Genomic DNA, 17263 nt, shown 5'->3' on the forward strand with positions numbered 1-17263 from the left:
CCGGGACGCGTTTCTTGATTTCCCGGCCGCCACACTCACCCCGCGACGGCAGCCTCGCCGTCCTCTCCGGCTGGCCAGCCCTCAATAGTCCTTTTCGTAGAACAGTCCTGCGCCCGAATCGCCGTCGGCACCGACGGAGCCTCGCGCCTTCAGGTTCGGCGTGATGTCGAGATTGACCGTACCCTTGCTCGATCCACCTGAACCTGCCTCGACACCGAGGTAGACATTGTCGCGGATATAGCGCCCTGCGCGCACGCCAGTATTGCCCTTGGCGTCGGTAATGACGTCAAGATCATCAAGGCCGGTACTCTTGCGCAGATTATCGAGCAGCGACGAACGCTGGCCGCCGGCGAGTTCCGCCGCGGCAGCGGCGAGGCGCGCCACCTGCAGCGGCGACAATTCGCCGATCGAACGCTTGAATATCAAACGGGCAAGAACCTCGTCCTGCGGCAGTTCCGGCTGCGACGAGAAGGTGATCTTCAGGTCAGATACCCGGCCCCTCACCATGACATTGACGGTAATGTCCGACCCTTGGGTTGTTGCAACAAAGTTTATTTCGGGGTCGAGGTCGCCGACGAGCGTGACCTGGCCTTCGGTAAAGGTAATGCGCTGGCCAAGAATGCCAAGCCGGCCGCGGATAAGATCGAATGCGCCGACCGGCTGGATATCGGTGGCAGGACCAGTCAGGCGCACCGAACCGCCGATTTCGGCATCGAGACCGCGACCGCGAATGAAGATCTTGTTCGGCGCGTTCACGTTGATATCGAGACGAACGATGCTCGGCCGCGCCGTGGATGCGCCAGCCTTCCGCGTTCCATCGACACCGGCGCGGCGCAACGTTTTCACCACCGCCTTTGACGGGTCCTTGTGGCGAACATCGATCATTGCGGCAGAACCGCCGAAGTTTTCCGGCACGGTGATCTCGGCACGATTGACATCGATGTTACCGGCAATCACCGGATCGCGGGTGAGCGGACCGCGGACCGTAAGCGCGCCCGTAACGGTCGCAACGAGCAGGTCGTCGTCGACATAGCGCGCCTTATCCAGCCGGATATCGATATTGGCGGGGAAGTTTGCTGCAGCGTCCGTTGAAATCGTGCCGCTGGCGCTGATCGAGCCGCCGGTCGAAAGCGCGGCGTTGAAGGTGCGAATGGTCACCGTCGTTCCCGCCATATCGCCAAGCAACGTAATGCGTTGCAGCCGAAGATTCGTCTGCGGGTCGAGCACCTCGGCGCCATTGGCGGAGAAGTTGCCGCGAATCTGCGGCTGACTGAAGCTTCCCGAAACTGCGGCTGATACTTCAATGGTGCCCTTGGCCTGCGTCCCGCGCTCGGCGAGGGAGCGATTGACCAGCGAAAGCGGTATCCGGCCGGTGACGTTGACGCCCAGACCGGATCCGGACAGCGGAACATTGCCGTCGGCCGATACAGTCAGTCCTTGCGGCCCGTCCACCTTGGCGGAAGAGAGGTTCAGCGCGTTATTGGCAAAACGGCCCGCGGCGGCAAGCTGCAATGGCGCCAGTCCGTTATCCTGCAGGGGACGTGCAGTAAGGCCGGCACCCTTCAGGTTGAACTCCACATCGGGCCGGCTCAATGTGCCGGTGACACGGCCGCCGCCCGAGATATCGCCGCCAAGATTCTGGTCCCTGACGACGCCGTTGAGCGCCCGCAGCGGCAGGCTGCGCAGGTTGAAATCAATGCCGAGCTGGCCACCGGCAAGCGGAACGGACCCTTTTGCCGACGCATCGATACCGCCGGCGCCGGTTACATGTGCGTCGACGTTCAACTGGTCGGTGGTCGAGGTCCCCTTGGCATCGACATTGACGGCGTCGACACCCGCCTGCTTCAACGCGGCAGCAGTGATGCCGCGTGCCTGCACATCGAAATTTACATCGGGTTTCTGGCGTGTGCCGCTGATCCGGGCCTGGCCGTTGATCTCGCCACCGAGCCCAAGGTCGGGCTTGATCAGATTGGCGATGCTGAGCGGCAATCGCTGGGCGGCGACGGTCAAGCTCAGCGTTTCGGCAACATCACCGCTGACGGTGACCTTGCCCCCGTCAATATCGAGCAGGATATCGCCAAAGGAAATATTGCTGCCAGCAACATTGATCGCGGCCGGTGCGGTCAGCCTCGCGGCAACGTCGCCGCGCGTGAGCTCAGCCTTGGCAAGCGACAACAGGAAACCGTTGTCCGTGGGTTGCAGTGCGCCGGTCGTGGCGATGTGCGCGCTGTTGGCGAGGCTTGCGCCAACTACGAAATTGGTCGTTCTACCCGACTGCATGGCGCGCGCTTCGGCCACGGTGATGTCGATGCCGGCCGCCGATACATCGGTCGCAGTCACCGAACCATTGGCTGAAGGAACTTTGAAAATGTCCTGCGCCGTCAGGGCAATCGCTGCCTTGCCGACACGGATGTCATTGGCCTTCAGACCGTTTACCTGCCCCTTTACCTCGACATTCTGTTTCTCGTCATCGTGGGTAAGCGCAATCGTTGCATCCGCCTTACCGGTGGCGTTGACGAGGAACAGGGCCGCCGCCGTCGAAAGATCCGTCGAAGCAAGGGTAAAATTACCCTGCAGCAGCCCTTTTGGGTTCTGCGTGACGTCGCCGCGCAGCCGTGTCCCGCCGGCGATGAACTGGATATCGCTCAAGCGCTTCTCGTCAGCACGGATTGCGATATTCGTGCTGAGGTCTGCCCGCTTGTCGTCGAGGAAGGCGAGACCGGAAACCCTGCCGTCGACATTGCCATTGAACAGCGTGCCATTGAAGGTCAGGGCCCCATCGGTCAGCTTGCGCCCCGAGAGTGCGCCTTGCGGCACGCCGGCATTGAAGGCGAGCGCTATGATATTGTCCTGGCCGCGTGCGCTGCCCTTCACCTTGAGAGCGCCCTTCGCCTTTTCGGAAAGCAGGGCGAGATCGCTCAGATCGAGGCCGAAATCGAAGTTCGCTGCGCCAGTCGCGAAGGTTCCGTTAGCCGTGAGAAGCGTTTGTGGATTCTCGACGCGGAAGTTCCTGGCGCTAAGACCGGCTTCGCCGCGGGCAAGACCGCCGGTAAGGCGCGTCTCGCCGGCAAGCACCTTGTCGGCAGCGTCGATGCCGAGCTTCATGCCAGTTGCCCGCCCGTCGAGCATGAGATCGAACCCGCCCTTCAGCATTTCGATCAAGCCATTGGCCTTGAGGTCGAGCGAGCCGGCAAGGTCGCGCCCGGCAAGGGCGGAGAACGGTGCAAGGCTCGATGCCTTGACCAGAATATCGCCCTGGTAAGCGAAATTCTGGATCGTGCCTTCAAGGCCAGCGCTGAACCCGTTCGCCGCGATGAGAGCCTGGCTGAGGTTGACAGGGGTACCTGCCTTCCAGTCGCCATTGATCTTGAGTTGGACCTTGTCGCCGAGCGCTTCGGCAACATCGGCGCGCGTCGCGGTAATGCCGGAAACGTCGCCCGTTACGTCAAAGGTGAGCGACCGAGCGGTCGGGCTGTCGAGATTCTCGGCAATGCCCTTGCCAAGAAGATTGACGTTACGGGCAGCAAAGCTCTCCGTCGTCAGATTGGTGATCTCGATGCTGCTCGTCCAGTCGTTGGTGGCGCTGGCGCCAAACGAGACGGCAAGCACGGCCTTGTCGACGGTGGTCTGCCCGCCTTTGACCGGGAGGATCACCTTTTTGCCGGACGGATCGGCAATCGTGCCATCGATCTTCAGGCGGCGCGGGAAGAGATCGTCGGTCGTATCGCCAGTGGCGTTGAGCGTGAGCGAATTGCTCCTGATGCTGAGTTGATCGAGCGCGACACCGCCGCCGTCACGGGCGACGCCATTGACGACGAGTGCGGTCTCGTTGCCGAAGAAATCGCGGAAGATAGGCGGCACCAGCGTGGCGATTTCGCCGTTCATCGTTGCCTTGAAGGCGAGGCCATCTGGCTGGCGGTCGAATTTTGTATCGCCGGTGAGAACGCGCTTGCCGGCAGCGTCGAGGGTCAACTGCAGGGCAAGGTCGCTTACCGGGCCCGATCCCTTCAGCGCCAGCGCCACGGGGGGCCTGCCTTCAATATTGAGAAGATTGGCAACGATGCCGTTCTGCGGCTCATTCAAGGTCAGATCGAGGTCGAGCTGCTGGCTCTGATTTGCATAAGCCGCCTTGATGTTGAACTCGCCGCCGGGCCCATCCAGGCGTTTGACGGCAAGCGTCGTATCAAGCGATCCGCTTTCAAGCTTCAGGTTGCCTGCGATGGAGATTTCCGACCGGAGGCCGAATACACCGTCGCCAAAGGCAATGCGCGCAACCTGCAAATCCTGGAGAATGACGGCAAGCGGGAGTTCCGGCAGACTGAAACCCTTGGCTTCCGGCGAAGGCAAGCTGTCGTCGGGAAGCGGCTTGCGAAAGACGTCGATACGATCGGCAGCAAGCGTGTTGATATCGAGCCGGCCTCTCAGAAGCGCAAGGCGGCTCCAGACAATGCGGGCATTGGTGATCTTGAGCCAGACGCCCTCGCGGTCCGCCACCGTTATGCTGCCGATGCTCGCTTCGGAGGAAAGCACGCCCTGGATGTCCGAAATGACGATCTGCCGGTTGGGGGTCGAAAGCTGGTTCTGAACGAAGCTCAGGAAGTAGGATTTCTCCGCCTCGGCGCTATCCTGCGCCAAGGCCGGGGCTGCAAAAAGCAGCAGGAAGACGCTTACGAGGAACCGGGTCAAAACGCTTGTCCTATGCCAACATAGAGAGCAAAATCTGGATCGTCGTGGGTGCGGTCGAGCGGTACCGCAAAGTCGAGGCGGATCGGGCCAAGGCCGGTATTGTAGCGCAAGCCGGCGCCAACGCCGACACGGAGTTGTTCGGAAAAGTCCGGATAGGACTGTTCGCCGACATAGCCCGCATCGACGAAGCCGACGACACCGATCGTATCCGTCATGCGCACCCGCGCTTCAACCGAGCTTTCGACGAGCGAGCGCCCGCCAATGACGAAATCCTCGCCGTCGCGGGTCACGTTCACGCCGACATTGCGATAAGCATAGCCGCGAATCGAGCCGCCGCCGCCGGCAAAAAACAATTGGTCTGGCGGCAATTCGGCGATGTCGGCTCCAACAATACTGCCGAGCTTCAAGCGGCCGGCCAGGATGAAGCGCTTGTCGGCATCGAAACTGTAGTAAGTGCGGCCTTCAGCGGTGAACTTGCTGGCGAAATTGCCGTACTCGAACTCGTAGAAGGGCGTGATCAGGCCTTCGAGGTAATGTCCCTTCGAAGGATCGACCTTGTTGTCACGGCTGTCATAGGTAAGCCCACCGATAAAGCCCGCCGTCAGAAAATCACGCTTGCCGAAAAAGTCGTCGTCGAAGCGCGATTTCGCGACGTTGGCCATGATCTTGCCGGTCAGTTCATCGGAGAAAATCCGCGTGAACCCACCCTGCGCCGTAATCGACGTCTGCGTATAGGCATCGAGGACCTGGCGCTCGCCGATGAGCGACGTGACGAAATCAGTATCCGGATTGAAAACGCCCGGCTTGGTGAAGGTCACGCCAAGAAGATAATTATAATCCTGCGGATTGAACGACTGGCCACCAATGCCGCCGATCTTCGCATCGAAGCGCAATCGTTCGGCGTGACCGAAGAGATTGCGGTGCAGCCAATAGGCCTCGAAACCGGCGCCGTCGAGCGTTGAATAGCTGCCGCCGAGGCCGAACCGGCGCAGCTTCTGTTCCTGCACGGCGACGGTGATCGGCAGCAGCCCGTTCGGTGTGATCGCGTCGGCTTCTTCAATGCGGGCGGAACGGAACACTTCAAGACGGGAGAGCCGCTTCTTGGCGCGCTCGATTTCGTCCGGATCATACTCCACCCCCGGCTGCAATCCGGTGATGAAGGCCACGAACTCCGGATCCATCCGTTCGGTACCTCTTACGGTCACAGGACCGAAGGCGGCGCGGCGATCGGGCTCGACATCAATGGTGGCATCGATCCTGTTGTCATCGTGATTGGCGACGACGTCGCGCGATACGATCCTTGCCTTGGGGTGGCCCTGTTCGCGCCATGCGTCAACCGCAAGGCGTTCCGCCTTCAGGATCGCCGTCGATGTCGCAACATCGCCTGGTGCGAAGCCTTGATCTTCGGGCCTGTCAACGACGTCCTTGGGGTCGATAGGCGGCGGCGCCATATTCTTTATGCGCGTCGATGCAAACAGGAATTGCGGTCCCGGATCGACGGCGATCACGACCGTGGAAGGATTGGGCAAATCGGCATCGGGTGGAATATCCGCGGCCTCCCGGCCGTCGATCTTGATGCTGATCGTGCCGCCATAGCGGCCATCGGCATAAAGCGCGCCCAGAATGCGGCGGTAGTCTCCCCGTGCCTTGGCGATCAGGCCCGCCGCGCCGGAGGCAGGCTTATCGTCATCCTCGACAAGGCTCGATGCACCCGCGACGAGCTTGGTTGTCGCCTTGTCCTCGCCTTGCGCATTTTCGACGCTGTAACGGTGGGGGTCGGCAATGACAGCATCCGTGTCATCGGTCTTGCGCTCGCCCCAAAGATGAATGCCGAAGAGGTCAAACGCCTGCGCCGGCGAAACAAGCGCGGTGAAGGCCAGCAAAGCGGCGCCGAAAAGCTTGGCCTGTGGGCGCCTCAATTCCATCAACCAGCAAAATCCTTACTCAAAAAATGACACACATTACGCCGCAGGCATGGAGACACATCCCCACGGATTGTTAAAAATCCTCTCCTGAGCTTAAGAAATTGATAACATGCCGGTCAGGGTGGGCCAACCCGCTAAGACCACGCCCTGGTCGGCTAGGGGTTATCTTGTGGCCATATCGCCACAGAACCCCGCCGGCTTGAGATCACTTTTTGTTAGAGCAATGCAACAGACCGGCTTGAAAACGACGAAGCGCCGGTAAGGCCGGCGCTTCTCCAGTTCAATTATTCCGCGGCGGCCAGCCACTCCGATTGCCCGGCTCTTTCCGCGGGCATCGCCGCGCTGATATGACCGGCAACGATCTCCGCAGTTGCAGCCGAGAGCGTCCAGCCAAGATGGCCATGTCCCGTATTGTAGAAGACACCCGGCCGCTTGCCGCTGCCGACGCGCGGCAGCATGTTCGGCATCATCGGGCGAAGGCCAGCCCACGGCACCACATTCGACGTATCCATGTCCGGGAAGAGATCGCGGCTCCAATCGACCAGCGGCTTGACACGGTCATGACGGATGTCACGGTTTTCGCCATTGTACTCGGCGGTGCCGGCGACACGCAGCCGTCCCGCACCGAGGCGGCTGGTGACGATCTTGGCATCGTCATCGAGCAAACTGACCCACGGCGCTGCCGTACGGCTTGCCTCGTCGCCGAGGTTGATGGTGATCGAGTATCCCTTGACCGGATAGATGTTGACCCTGTCGCCAAGCTGCGCGGCAAATTTGCGGCTGGCAATGCCGGCACAGATGACGATCGCATCGAAGCGCTCGCTCTCGACCGGCGAAAGCGCCTGTGAGGCGCTGTTCCAGACAACAACGATGCCATCCTTCCCATGCCTGAGGGTCTGCACATTGGCGTCACCTACGAAGCGAACGCCACGGCGCGTCGATGCTTCGGCAAGGCCCCGGGTGAACTTGTGGATGTCGCCCGTCGAATCCGAGGGCGTAAAAAAGCCGCCATAGAACGTGCCGTCGAGCGCTGGTTCGATGTGGTGAATTTCTTCGTTCGTGACCGAGCGGCGGTCTAGGCCCCCTGCTTCGAGCAGCTTGTTGACCTTGACGGCATGGTCGTAACCATATTTCGAACGATAGATATGCAGGATGCCGCGCTTCTCGAGGTCGAAATCGATCTTCTCTTCGGCAGCGATTTCGAACATGCGCTTGCGCGCCTCGATGGCGAGCCTGGTTGTCGCTATCGTGTTCTTCTCATAGTGCGGAATGTTCATGACGAACTCCGCCATCCACGAATATTTGTGCCACGATGGCTTGGGATTCATGAGCAGCGGCGCATCCTTGCGCAGCATCCACTTCATGCCCTTGAGCACGGTGCCCCAACTGTTCCAGACTTCGGCGTTCGACGCCGAAAGCTGGCCGCCATTGGCAAACGACGTCTCCATCGCGGCATAGCGGTTGCGGTCGAAAACGGTAACGGTGTGCCCCTGGCGGGCAAGCGCATAGGCGGTGGTGACGCCGGTGATACCAGCGCCGATAATGGCGATCGAGGTCATGGCAGTTTAGTCCTTCAGCACAAATGGTTCCCGTTTCGCCGCGAGCGGCACGAAACCCCATCTGTCACGGGACCTGAGAGTTTGGCCCTAACGCACCTGCCGGATGTTTGCCATCCCTTGTCTCGGCTGCGTTACCGGCTTGCGCCGGTCAGGGCTTTCTCCTTCGGTGGGCGAAGCCTTCGAAGCCACGCCACTCTCCAGATGTCCGACGCTAGTCTGGTCCTTTTGCCTGAGAGTTTCCGGGGCGGTTGCTCCATCGGCGCCGGTTTTACCGGTCTCTCCCAGATAGCCTGTGCGAACGGGCTGCTTATATCGCAACCGCGAGACGAGAACAACTGGCTAACGAAGCCCGGACCCATTATGTTGATTGCACCAGTTCAGACCACCGGAGCAGATAAATGAAACCCGTCTTCCTGCAGCTGCAGTGCTTCCCCGGCAAGACCTATGAGGTCGCAGCTGCCCTCTACGAGCGTGAAATCGTATCGGAGCTTTATTCGACAAGCGGCGATTATGACCTTCTGGCAAAAATCTACATCGCCGAGGACAAGGACGTCGGCAAGTTCATCAACGACAACGTGCTCGGAATTCCGGGAATTGCCCGTTCCTTGACGACGATGACTTTCACGGCGTTTTGAACGCGAGCCCCGAGACATTACGTCCCGTTTCGGGCAGAGATGAAGTTCACTATGAAATAAATGCAACAATTTGCACGCCCCGCAGGAAACAAATGCCATTTTGCCATTGGCTCTGTTTGTCTGTAGAGATGCTTTTTCGACCACTGCCATCAGGATGATCCCAAATGCCCCCCTATCGTTCACGCACAACCACACATGGCCGCAACATGGCTGGTGCCCGCGGGCTCTGGCGCGCGACCGGAATGAAGGACGAGGATTTCGGCAAGCCGATTATTGCGGTGGTCAATTCCTTCACGCAGTTCGTTCCCGGCCACGTCCATCTCAAGGATCTCGGCCAGCTCGTTGCGCGCGAGATCGAAAGTGCGGGCGGCGTCGCCAAGGAATTCAATACGATCGCTGTCGATGACGGCATCGCCATGGGCCATGACGGCATGCTCTATTCGCTGCCTTCGCGCGAGATCATCGCCGACAGCGTCGAATATATGGTCAACGCCCATTGCGCCGATGCGATGGTGTGCATCTCCAATTGCGACAAGATCACCCCCGGCATGCTGATGGCCGCGCTGCGCCTCAACATCCCCGTCGTCTTTGTTTCCGGCGGCCCGATGGAAGCCGGCAAGGTCGTTTGGGGAGACAAGGAAAAGAAGCTCGATCTCGTCGATGCGATGGTAGCGGCGGCCGACGACCGCATTTCCGACGAGGAAGTCCAGGTCATCGAGCGCTCGGCCTGCCCGACCTGCGGTTCGTGCTCCGGCATGTTCACCGCCAATTCGATGAATTGCCTCACCGAGGCGCTCGGCCTGTCGCTGCCCGGCAATGGTTCGACGCTCGCCACCCATGCGGACCGCCGCCGCCTCTTCGTCGAGGCTGGCCATCTCGTCGTCGATCTCGCTCGTCGCTACTACGAACAGGACGACGAAACCGTCTTGCCGCGCGCGGTTGCCTCGTTCGCCGCTTTCGAAAATGCGATGACGCTCGATATCGCCATGGGCGGTTCCACCAACACGGTTCTGCACCTGCTTGCTGCGGCGCATGAGGCCGAGGTGGATTTCACCATGAGCGACATCGACCGGCTCTCGCGCCGCGTGCCGGTGCTTTGCAAGGTCGCCCCTGCCGTTGCCAACGTCCACATGGAGGACGTGCACCATGCCGGCGGTATCATGGGCATTCTCGGCGAACTCGATCGCGCCGGCCTCATCGACACGTCGGTCTATTCCGTGCATTCGGCCAATCTCGCCGCAGCGCTCGACCGCTGGGACATTGCCCGCACCTCGAACAAGTCGGTGCACGACTTCTTCCGGGCGGCGCCTGGCGGCGTGCCGACGCAAGTCGCGTTCAGCCAGGATCGCCGCTTCGATACGGTCGATCTCGACCGCGAAAAGGGTGTGATCCGCAGCGCCGAGCATGCCTATTCCAAAGACGGCGGCCTTGCGGTTCTCTACGGCAATCTCGCCGAGGACGGCTGCATCGTGAAAACCGCGGGCGTCGACGACTCGATCCTGAAATTCTCCGGCCCGGCCCGCATCTTCGAAAGCCAGGACAGCGCCGTACTCGGCATCCTGAATGGCGGCGTCAAGCCAGGCGACATCGTGCTGATCCGCTATGAAGGTCCGCGCGGCGGACCCGGCATGCAGGAAATGCTCTATCCGACGAGCTACCTGAAATCGAAGGGTCTCGGCAAAGCCTGCGCCCTGATCACCGACGGGCGTTTCTCCGGCGGTTCTTCCGGCCTTTCGATCGGACACGTGTCACCAGAAGCCGCCGAGGGCGGATTGATCGGCCTCGTCGAGGAGGGCGATATGATCGATATCGATATTCCGAACCGCAAGATTCACCTCGCGGTGGACGATGCTGTACTTGCCGATCGCCGCGCCCACATGGAAGCCAAGGGCGCCGCCGCCTGGAAGCCTGCAGAAAAGCGCAAGCGCAAGGTAACGACGGCACTACGCGCCTATGGCGCCATGGCGACCAGTGCTGCCCGCGGGGCGGTCCGGCAAATTCCCGACGATTGGAACTAGGCGGTAGACGGCCCTCCGCGAACAGGGAGGGCCGTTCCGGTTACTTCGCAGCGTCGGTGATCTTCGAGGTCCACGCGCCTTCGGGCTTCTTGGTGATGACCGGATCCGAACCGCCGCCGAGCAGTGTTTCGACCGTCCGCTCGGCCGCAGCCACGTCGAGAACGCCCGTAGAGCCTTCCGTCAGCTTGTTGATCTCCGCGACCATTCGCTTCTGATGCTTCTCGGTCTGCGCGCCGCTTGCATCATTGTCGAGGACGATGGTCGCAGCCTCATCCGGATTGGCGCGGGCATAGTCCCAGCCCTTCATCGAAGCCTTGACGAAACGCGCAAGCTTGTCGACCATCTTCGGATCGTCGAGGCTCTTCTGCAGCACGTAGAGACCATCTTCCAAGGTCGCGACCTTTTCGTCCTCATATTTGAACGTGACGAGTTGGTCCGCCGGGATGCCGGCATCGATCACCTGCCAATATTCGTTGTAAGTCATGGTCGAGATACAGTCTGCCTGCTTCTGGATCAGCGGATCAACATTGAAACCCTGCTTGAGAACGGTCACACCATCGGGTCCACCATCGGTCTTGAGCCCGAGATGGTTCATCCAGGAGAGGAACGGATATTCGTTGCCGCCGAACCAGACGCCGAGCGTCTTGCCCTTGAAATCCTCCGGCTTGGTAATCCCTGTTTCCTTGCGGCAGGTCAGCATCATGCCCGAGCGCTTGAACGGCTGGGCGATGTTGACGAGAGGCAGCCCCTTCTCGCGGGTTGCGAGCGCCGAAGGCATCCAGTCGACGACCACGTCGGCGCCGCCGCCGGCGATGACCTGGGGCGGCGCGACGTCGGGTCCGCCCGGCTTGATCTCGACGTCGAGGCCGGCTTCCTCGTAAAAGCCCTTATCCTTGGCGACATAGTAGCCGGCAAACTGGCCCTGCGTGACCCATTTCAGCTGCAGGACGAGCTTGTCCGCAGCAAGCGCCGAGCTGGCCATCAGGGTCATGGCGAGGCCGAGTGAGAGTGCCAACGTTTTCTTCATGCTTCAGTTCTCCTCTGTTCTTGTTTGTTATGCGCGATAGGACGGGTGCCAGAAGGTGACGGCCCGTTCGATGAGTGTAATCAGTCCGTAGGATAGCGATCCGGCGAGCGCCGCAACGAAGATTTCGGCCCACACCATATCGACATTCATGCGGCCAACCTCGGCCGATATGCGAAAGCCCATGCCGACGATGGGCGAGCCGAAGAATTCGGCAACGATAGCGCCGATCAACGCAAGGGTCGAATTGATCTTCAACGCATTGAAAATGAAAGGCATCGCCGCTGGCAGGCGCAGCTTGACGAGGGTCTGCCAATAATTGGAGCCATAGGTGCGCATCAGGTCGCGTTCCATCGCGCCAGAGGCGGCGAGACCCGCGACAGTATTCACGAGCATTGGAAAGAACGTCATGATGACGACGACCGCAGCCTTCGACTGCCAATAGGAACCGAACCACATGACCATGATCGGCGCGATGCCGACGACGGGAAGGGCGGCGACCAGATTGCCGATCGGCAAGAGTCCCTTGCGCAGGAACGGGACGCGATCGACGATGATCGCGGCAATGAACCCGGAGCCGCAGCCGATGGCATAGCCGGCGATCGCGGCCTTAAGGAATGTCTGCTGGAAGTCTGCCCAAAGGGTCGGGACGGAGCCAGCAATGCGCCCGGCGATCATCGAGGGCGGCGGCAGCAGAATGGTCGGCACGCCGAAGCCGCGCACCACGATCTCCCAGAGGATCAGCAGCCAGGCGCCGAAGAGGACGGGCAGCGCGAGATTGACGAAACGTTGCGCACCGGCGGATTTGAGGCGTAGTGCCGCAAGTCGCTGGACGGCGACCCAGGCAAGCAGCCAGGCGGATACCACCATGCAGCCATAGCCAATCGCCGGACCGCTTATCGTGAAAGAGCCGAGGAGCGCGATGAGGCACGCTGCCGCGATATGGACGAGGATCAGCAAGGCAACCAGTGAGGTTAGAGACGGGGCCACGAAGAGCCCAACCGCCGCTGTTGCGAAGACGATGGCGGGTGCTACGAAGAAAAGGGCGCCCGGACCATCGGCCCCAGTCGGCAGTACCAGCGATGCAGCCGCAAGCAGGAAGGCGAGAATGGCGAGAGGCGAGCGCTTCATGCCCGCACCCCAGTTGTGGAACATGGCCGTGGGTTCGCCCCCCACCCCGCCGTTGCGCGGCGACCCTCCCCACCCTGGGGGAGGGTAAGGGCGGTGCCCGGCGTTGACAGGTCGATTATTCCAGCTGGTTCCAGGTTTGCCGCTTGAGGTTGGAAGTAAGGCCGCAGCCCCACCCTCCCCCAGCGTGGGGAGGGTCGGATCGAAGATCCGGGGGGGGGGGAAAGGCCCAACCAATAATCAACCGGCGATCGCCGCAGAGCCCCCCACCCCGCCGCTGCGCGACGACCCTCCCCACGTTGGGGGAGGGTAAGAGCGGTGCCCGACGATGATAGGTCGATTATTCTAGCTGGGTCCAGGTTGGCTGCTTGAGTTTGGAAGAAACGCCGCAGCTCCACCCTCCCCCGGCGTGGGGAGGGTCGGATCGAAGATCCGGGGTGGGGGGAAAGGCCCAACCAATAATCAACCGACGATCGCCGCAGAGCCACCCTCGCCGCCGCTGCGCGGCGACCCTCGCCGCGATGGGGCAGGATGAAAGCGGTGCCACGCAACGATCCGATGCTTGTCTTGCCCAGCCTCATGCCCGCACCCCCATGCGCCTGTTGACCAGGGTCGCGATCAGGCCGATCAGGCTGACAAGCACTGCTGCCATCAGCGCCGCTGCGATCAATGCTGCCCAGATTTGCACGGTTTGCCCGTAATAGGAGCCGGCGAGGAGCCGCGCGCCGATACCGGCGACAGCCCCTGTCGGCAATTCGCCGACGATTGCCCCAACAAGGCTGATGGCCACGGCGATCTTCATGGAGGTGAAGAGGTACGGCATCGAAGCCGGCCAGCGGAGCTTCCAGAAAACCTGCATTTTCGAGGCGTTATAGGTGCGCATGAGATCAAGGTGCATGATCTCCGGCGAGCGCAAACCCTTCACCATCCCGACAGCGACGGGAAAGAACGAGAGGTACGTCGAGATCATCGCCTTGGGCAGCAGGCCGGTAATGTTGACCGCATTGAGAACCACAATGATCATCGGCGCAATTGCGAGAATAGGCACGGTCTGCGAGGTGATGATCCACGGCATCAGGCTCTTGTCGAGGGTCCGCGAGTGGACGATGGCGATGGCCAGGAGGATGCCGAGCAGCGTGCCGAGCGCGAAGCCGAGCAGGGTCGAAGAAAGCGTAATCCAGCCATGATAGACGAGGCTGCGCTTCGAGGTCGGACTGACGTCGAAGACGGTCTTGCGTATTTCCGCCGCCACCTGATGCGGCGCCGGCAGCACGGGCCGCTCCTGCGCCATGGTATTGGCGATGAGTTGCTGCGTCGAAAGGGTCGTATTGGCGCGTGCCGCCTGATCGCGCTCGAATGGCGCATTGAGAATGACTGCGAATGCGTACCAGAGCACCAAAATGGCGACGAGGACGGTCGAGACCGGAATGACACTGTGGCGGATGAAATTCATGGCGTGGCTCTCGCCCCGTCCTGAGGGCAGACATAGAGGATATCGGGAAGTTGCTCCTCGTTATCGCCCTCCGTGCGTCGCACTTCCGTAAATCCTTCGTGCTTGTAGAACGCCTGGGCTGCCCGGTTGGCGACGAAGGTCCAGAGCTGCACGGGACCTGTCGCCTCACGCTTGGCGCGGTCGAGCAGTGCCTTGCCCACGCCCTGCCGGCGCGCATCGGCGTGGACATAGAGCGCGCTGACCATGTTGTCCGGCGCCAGCGCAACCATGCCGGCGATTTGCTCGTCGCGGTCGGCCACGAAAACCTCGAAGCGTTCGAAAACCGTATCCCGATAGAATTCCGCCACCTCATCAGGCGAATGCACGCGCGGCATCCAGTCGGTCGCATCGATCCATGTGTTGACGATATCCGCGCAGGCCGGCATGTCGCGCAATCTGGCCGCCCGGATGATCATCAGGCGAGCCTCGTCATAGATGCGCCTCGTCGTAGGAATGGCCATGGCGCAGCCCCTCGCGCACCCGGTGGGCAATCTCGAGGAATTTCGGCGTCTCGCGAATATCGAGCGTACGCTCGCTGCCGAGGTCGCAATCGATTATCTCATGGATCCGGCCGGGGCGCGGGCTCATGACGACGATCTTCGTCGAGAGAAACACTGCCTCGGGAATCGAATGGGTAACGAAGATGACGGTCTTCTGCGTCTTCGCCCAGAGCTTGAGAAGCTCCTCGTTGAGGTGGTCGCGGACGATTTCGTCGAGCGCGCCAAAAGGTTCGTCCATCAAAAGCAGATGCGGATCGAAAGACAGGGCGCGGGCGATGGAAGCGCGCTGCTGCATGCCGCCCGATAATTGCCAGGGAAACTTCTTCTCGAAGCCGGATAAGTTCACGAGGTCGAGATTCTTGGCGATACGCTGCCTGCGCTCATCGCGCGGCACGCCCATCACTTCCAGCGGCAGCGAAATATTGCCGCCTATGGTGCGCCAGGGATAAAGCGCCGCCGCCTGGAACACATAGCCATAGGCGCGCTTCTGGCGGGCTTCGGAAGGCGACATGCCGTTGACAGTTATGCTGCCCGATGTCGGCTGCTCAAGATCGGCGATCACACGCAGAAGCGTGGTCTTGCCGCAGCCAGACGGGCCGATGAAGGACACGAACTCGCCGGCATTGACCGTAAGATCGATATGGGAGAGCGCGTTTACGGGGCCGTCATTAGTCTCGAAGACCAGCGACAGGTCCTTGACGTCAATAACATTTTTGGGTGCCGCCTCGGACATCGTCTTCGCCTTGGGCCTAAGGGCGACGACTGTCATCAGACGCCCGCCGGAATGTTCTTCGGATCGCGATCCACCTTACGCGGCGCCATCAATTCCTTCCAAGTGGAAAGTGCGCGGTTGGCAGGCGCGTTGGCCTCGCGCTCGACGAAACGGCCACTGCCCGTCGCGGCGACAACTTCGCCGTCCTTGTAGGCGACGCGCCCGCGCGACAGGGTCATGCGCGGCAGACCCGTGACCTCGAAGCCCTCGAACACATTGTAATCGATGGCGGACTTCTGCGACGTGGCGGAAATGACTTTGCTGGCCTCGGGATCCCAGATGACGATGTCCGCGTCGGAACCGGGAAGGATTGCACCCTTGCGCGGATAAATGTTGAGAATCTGCGCAATATTGGTCGAGGTGACGGCGACGAACTCGTTGGGTGTCAGCCGGCCGGTGCGGACGCCGCGCGTCCACAACACCGGCATGCGATCCTCAAGTCCGCCGGTACCGTTCGGAATCTTGGTGAAATCGCCGACGCCGAAACGCTTCTGCTCGGTGGTGAAGGCGCAATGATCGGTCGCAACGACCTGCAGGCTGCCTGATGCGAGCCCGGCCCAGAGCCCGTTCTGGTGGATCTTGTCGCGGAACGGCGGCGACATGACGCGCCGCGCCGCATAGTCCCAATCCTCGTTCTTGTACTCGCTTTCATCAAGGACGAGATGCTGAATGAGGGGTTCGCCGTAGACACGCATTCCCTTCTGGCGGGCGCGGCGAATGGCTTCGTGTGCCTGCTCGCAGGAGACGTGGACGATATAGAGCGGAACACCGGCCTGGTCTGCGATCATGATGGCCCGGTTGGCTGCCTCGCCTTCGACTTCCGGCGGGCGCGAATAGGCATGCGCCTCAGGTCCGTTATTGCCTTCTGCCAGGAGCTTCTGCTGGAGCTGGGCGACGACGTCGCCATTTTCGGCGTGGACCAGCGGCATGGCGCCGATCTCGGCGCAGCGCGTGAACGAGGCGAACATCTCGTCATCGTCCACCATCAGCGCGCCCTTATAGGCCATGAAGTGCTTGAAGGTATTAATGCCGCGCTCGACCACCTTCGGCATTTCATCGAAAACCTGCTTGTTCCAGCCCGTGATCGCCATGTGGAAGGAATAGTCGGTGCGCGCCTTGCCCGCCTTCTGGAACCAGTCCTGCAGTGCGGCGAGCAGTCCATCGGCCCCGGGCAGAACGAAATCGACCACCATCGTTGTGCCCCCGGCAAGCGCCGCCGCCGTGCCGGTGTCGAAATCATCGGAGGAGTGGGTACCCATGAAGGGCATTTCGAGGTGGGTGTGCGGATCAATGCCGCCCGGCATCAGATAGCAACCGGTGGCGTCGATAACCTCATCGCCCGAAAGGTCAGTCCCAATCGCCGCGATAGTATCGCCATCGATCAGCACATCCGCCTTGTAGGTGCGATCCGCGGCGATGATGGTGCCGCCCTTGATCACTTTCGTCGCCATGTGTCCGTTCCCCTTTTTGGCTCCCTCTTGCTACCCCCTTTGGGGGAAGGTCGCCGCAAAGCAGCGGGAGGGG

At 61.2% G+C, this 17263-nt stretch carries 11 protein-coding genes and 1 riboswitch; of the genes, 2 read left to right on the plus strand and 9 right to left on the minus strand.

From position 1 onward, the window contains the following. Positions 1-81: 81 nt before the first annotated feature. The 3 genes from GF108_RS02630 to GF108_RS02640 all read right to left on the minus strand — a co-directional run bounded on the left by GF108_RS02630 (position 82) and on the right by GF108_RS02640 (position 8170). Positions 82-4686 (minus strand): translocation/assembly module TamB domain-containing protein, encoded by a 4605-nt coding sequence (locus GF108_RS02630; RefSeq protein ID WP_153666760.1) that lies wholly within the window; start codon positions 4684-4686, stop codon positions 82-84. Beyond that, positions 4683-6611 carry an autotransporter assembly complex family protein gene (locus GF108_RS02635; RefSeq protein ID WP_153666761.1) on the minus strand — a complete coding sequence of 643 codons (1929 nt, stop codon included), beginning with the start codon at positions 6609-6611 and terminating at the stop codon, positions 4683-4685. Before GF108_RS02635 ends, GF108_RS02630 begins: the two co-directional genes overlap by 4 nt. Before the next feature lie 284 nt (positions 6612-6895). After that, positions 6896-8170: a D-amino acid dehydrogenase gene (locus tag GF108_RS02640; RefSeq protein WP_153666762.1), complete on the minus strand. Its 1275-nt coding sequence runs from the start codon at positions 8168-8170 to the stop codon at positions 6896-6898. Positions 8171-8377: 207 nt separating this feature from the next. Continuing rightward, positions 8378-8464, minus strand: a riboswitch (glycine riboswitch). Positions 8465-8568: 104 nt separating this feature from the next. Between GF108_RS02640 and GF108_RS02645 the strand changes: the two genes are divergently transcribed. Continuing rightward, positions 8569-8805, plus strand: coding sequence for an Lrp/AsnC ligand binding domain-containing protein (locus GF108_RS02645; RefSeq protein WP_027230775.1), 237 nt, complete (start codon positions 8569-8571; stop codon positions 8803-8805). A 164-nt stretch (positions 8806-8969) separates the two neighbouring features. After that, complete coding sequence (ilvD, locus tag GF108_RS02650) at positions 8970-10823, plus strand: dihydroxy-acid dehydratase (RefSeq protein ID WP_153666763.1); 1854 nt, start codon at positions 8970-8972, stop codon at positions 10821-10823. Positions 10824-10863: 40 nt separating this feature from the next. On the opposite strand, the gene GF108_RS02655 is transcribed toward ilvD, so the two are convergent. The 6 genes from GF108_RS02655 to hydA form a co-directional block, all read right to left on the minus strand. Next, positions 10864-11850, minus strand: a complete 987-nt coding sequence (locus GF108_RS02655; protein ID WP_153666764.1) for an ABC transporter substrate-binding protein — start codon at positions 11848-11850, stop codon at positions 10864-10866. Between the two features lie 27 nt (positions 11851-11877). Beyond that, positions 11878-12978: an ABC transporter permease gene (locus GF108_RS02660; RefSeq protein WP_153666765.1), complete on the minus strand. Its 1101-nt coding sequence runs from the start codon at positions 12976-12978 to the stop codon at positions 11878-11880. Between the two features lie 574 nt (positions 12979-13552). After that, positions 13553-14428, minus strand: coding sequence for an ABC transporter permease (locus GF108_RS02665; RefSeq protein WP_153666766.1), 876 nt, complete (start codon positions 14426-14428; stop codon positions 13553-13555). Continuing rightward, positions 14425-14928 carry a GNAT family N-acetyltransferase gene (locus GF108_RS02670; RefSeq protein WP_246663822.1) on the minus strand — a complete coding sequence of 168 codons (504 nt, stop codon included), beginning with the start codon at positions 14926-14928 and terminating at the stop codon, positions 14425-14427. The genes GF108_RS02665 and GF108_RS02670 overlap by 4 nt, the downstream gene beginning before the upstream one ends. Continuing rightward, complete coding sequence (locus tag GF108_RS02675; protein WP_153666767.1) at positions 14897-15736, minus strand: ABC transporter ATP-binding protein; 840 nt, start codon at positions 15734-15736, stop codon at positions 14897-14899. The genes GF108_RS02670 and GF108_RS02675 overlap by 32 nt, the downstream gene beginning before the upstream one ends. After that, entirely contained in the window at positions 15736-17190 is a 1455-nt protein-coding gene (gene hydA / locus GF108_RS02680; RefSeq protein WP_153666768.1) for a dihydropyrimidinase, read from the minus strand. The genes GF108_RS02675 and hydA overlap by 1 nt, the downstream gene beginning before the upstream one ends. Between the last annotated feature and the right edge of the window lie 73 nt (positions 17191-17263).

The sequence above is a fragment of the Phyllobacterium sp. SYP-B3895 genome, from assembly GCF_009647635.1.
Classification (GTDB): Bacteria; Pseudomonadota; Alphaproteobacteria; order Rhizobiales; family Rhizobiaceae; genus Phyllobacterium; species Phyllobacterium pellucidum.

Excerpts from the sequence above, each read along its gene's own strand:
- GF108_RS02635 (WP_153666761.1), bottom strand. The coding sequence starts at position 6,611 with ATGGAATTGAGGCGCCCACAGGCCAAGCTTTTCGGCGCCGCTTTGCTG.
- GF108_RS02640 (WP_153666762.1), bottom strand. The coding sequence starts at position 8,170 with ATGACCTCGATCGCCATTATCGGCGCTGGTATCACCGGCGTCACCACC.
- GF108_RS02645 (WP_027230775.1), top strand. The coding sequence starts at position 8,569 with ATGAAACCCGTCTTCCTGCAGCTGCAGTGCTTCCCCGGCAAGACCTAT.
- ilvD (WP_153666763.1), top strand. The coding sequence starts at position 8,970 with ATGCCCCCCTATCGTTCACGCACAACCACACATGGCCGCAACATGGCT.
- GF108_RS02655 (WP_153666764.1), bottom strand. The coding sequence starts at position 11,850 with ATGAAGAAAACGTTGGCACTCTCACTCGGCCTCGCCATGACCCTGATG.
- GF108_RS02660 (WP_153666765.1), bottom strand. The coding sequence starts at position 12,978 with ATGAAGCGCTCGCCTCTCGCCATTCTCGCCTTCCTGCTTGCGGCTGCA.
- GF108_RS02665 (WP_153666766.1), bottom strand. The coding sequence starts at position 14,428 with ATGAATTTCATCCGCCACAGTGTCATTCCGGTCTCGACCGTCCTCGTC.
- GF108_RS02670 (WP_246663822.1), bottom strand. The coding sequence starts at position 14,928 with ATGGCCATTCCTACGACGAGGCGCATCTATGACGAGGCTCGCCTGATG.
- GF108_RS02675 (WP_153666767.1), bottom strand. The coding sequence starts at position 15,736 with ATGACAGTCGTCGCCCTTAGGCCCAAGGCGAAGACGATGTCCGAGGCG.
- hydA (WP_153666768.1), bottom strand. The coding sequence starts at position 17,190 with ATGGCGACGAAAGTGATCAAGGGCGGCACCATCATCGCCGCGGATCGC.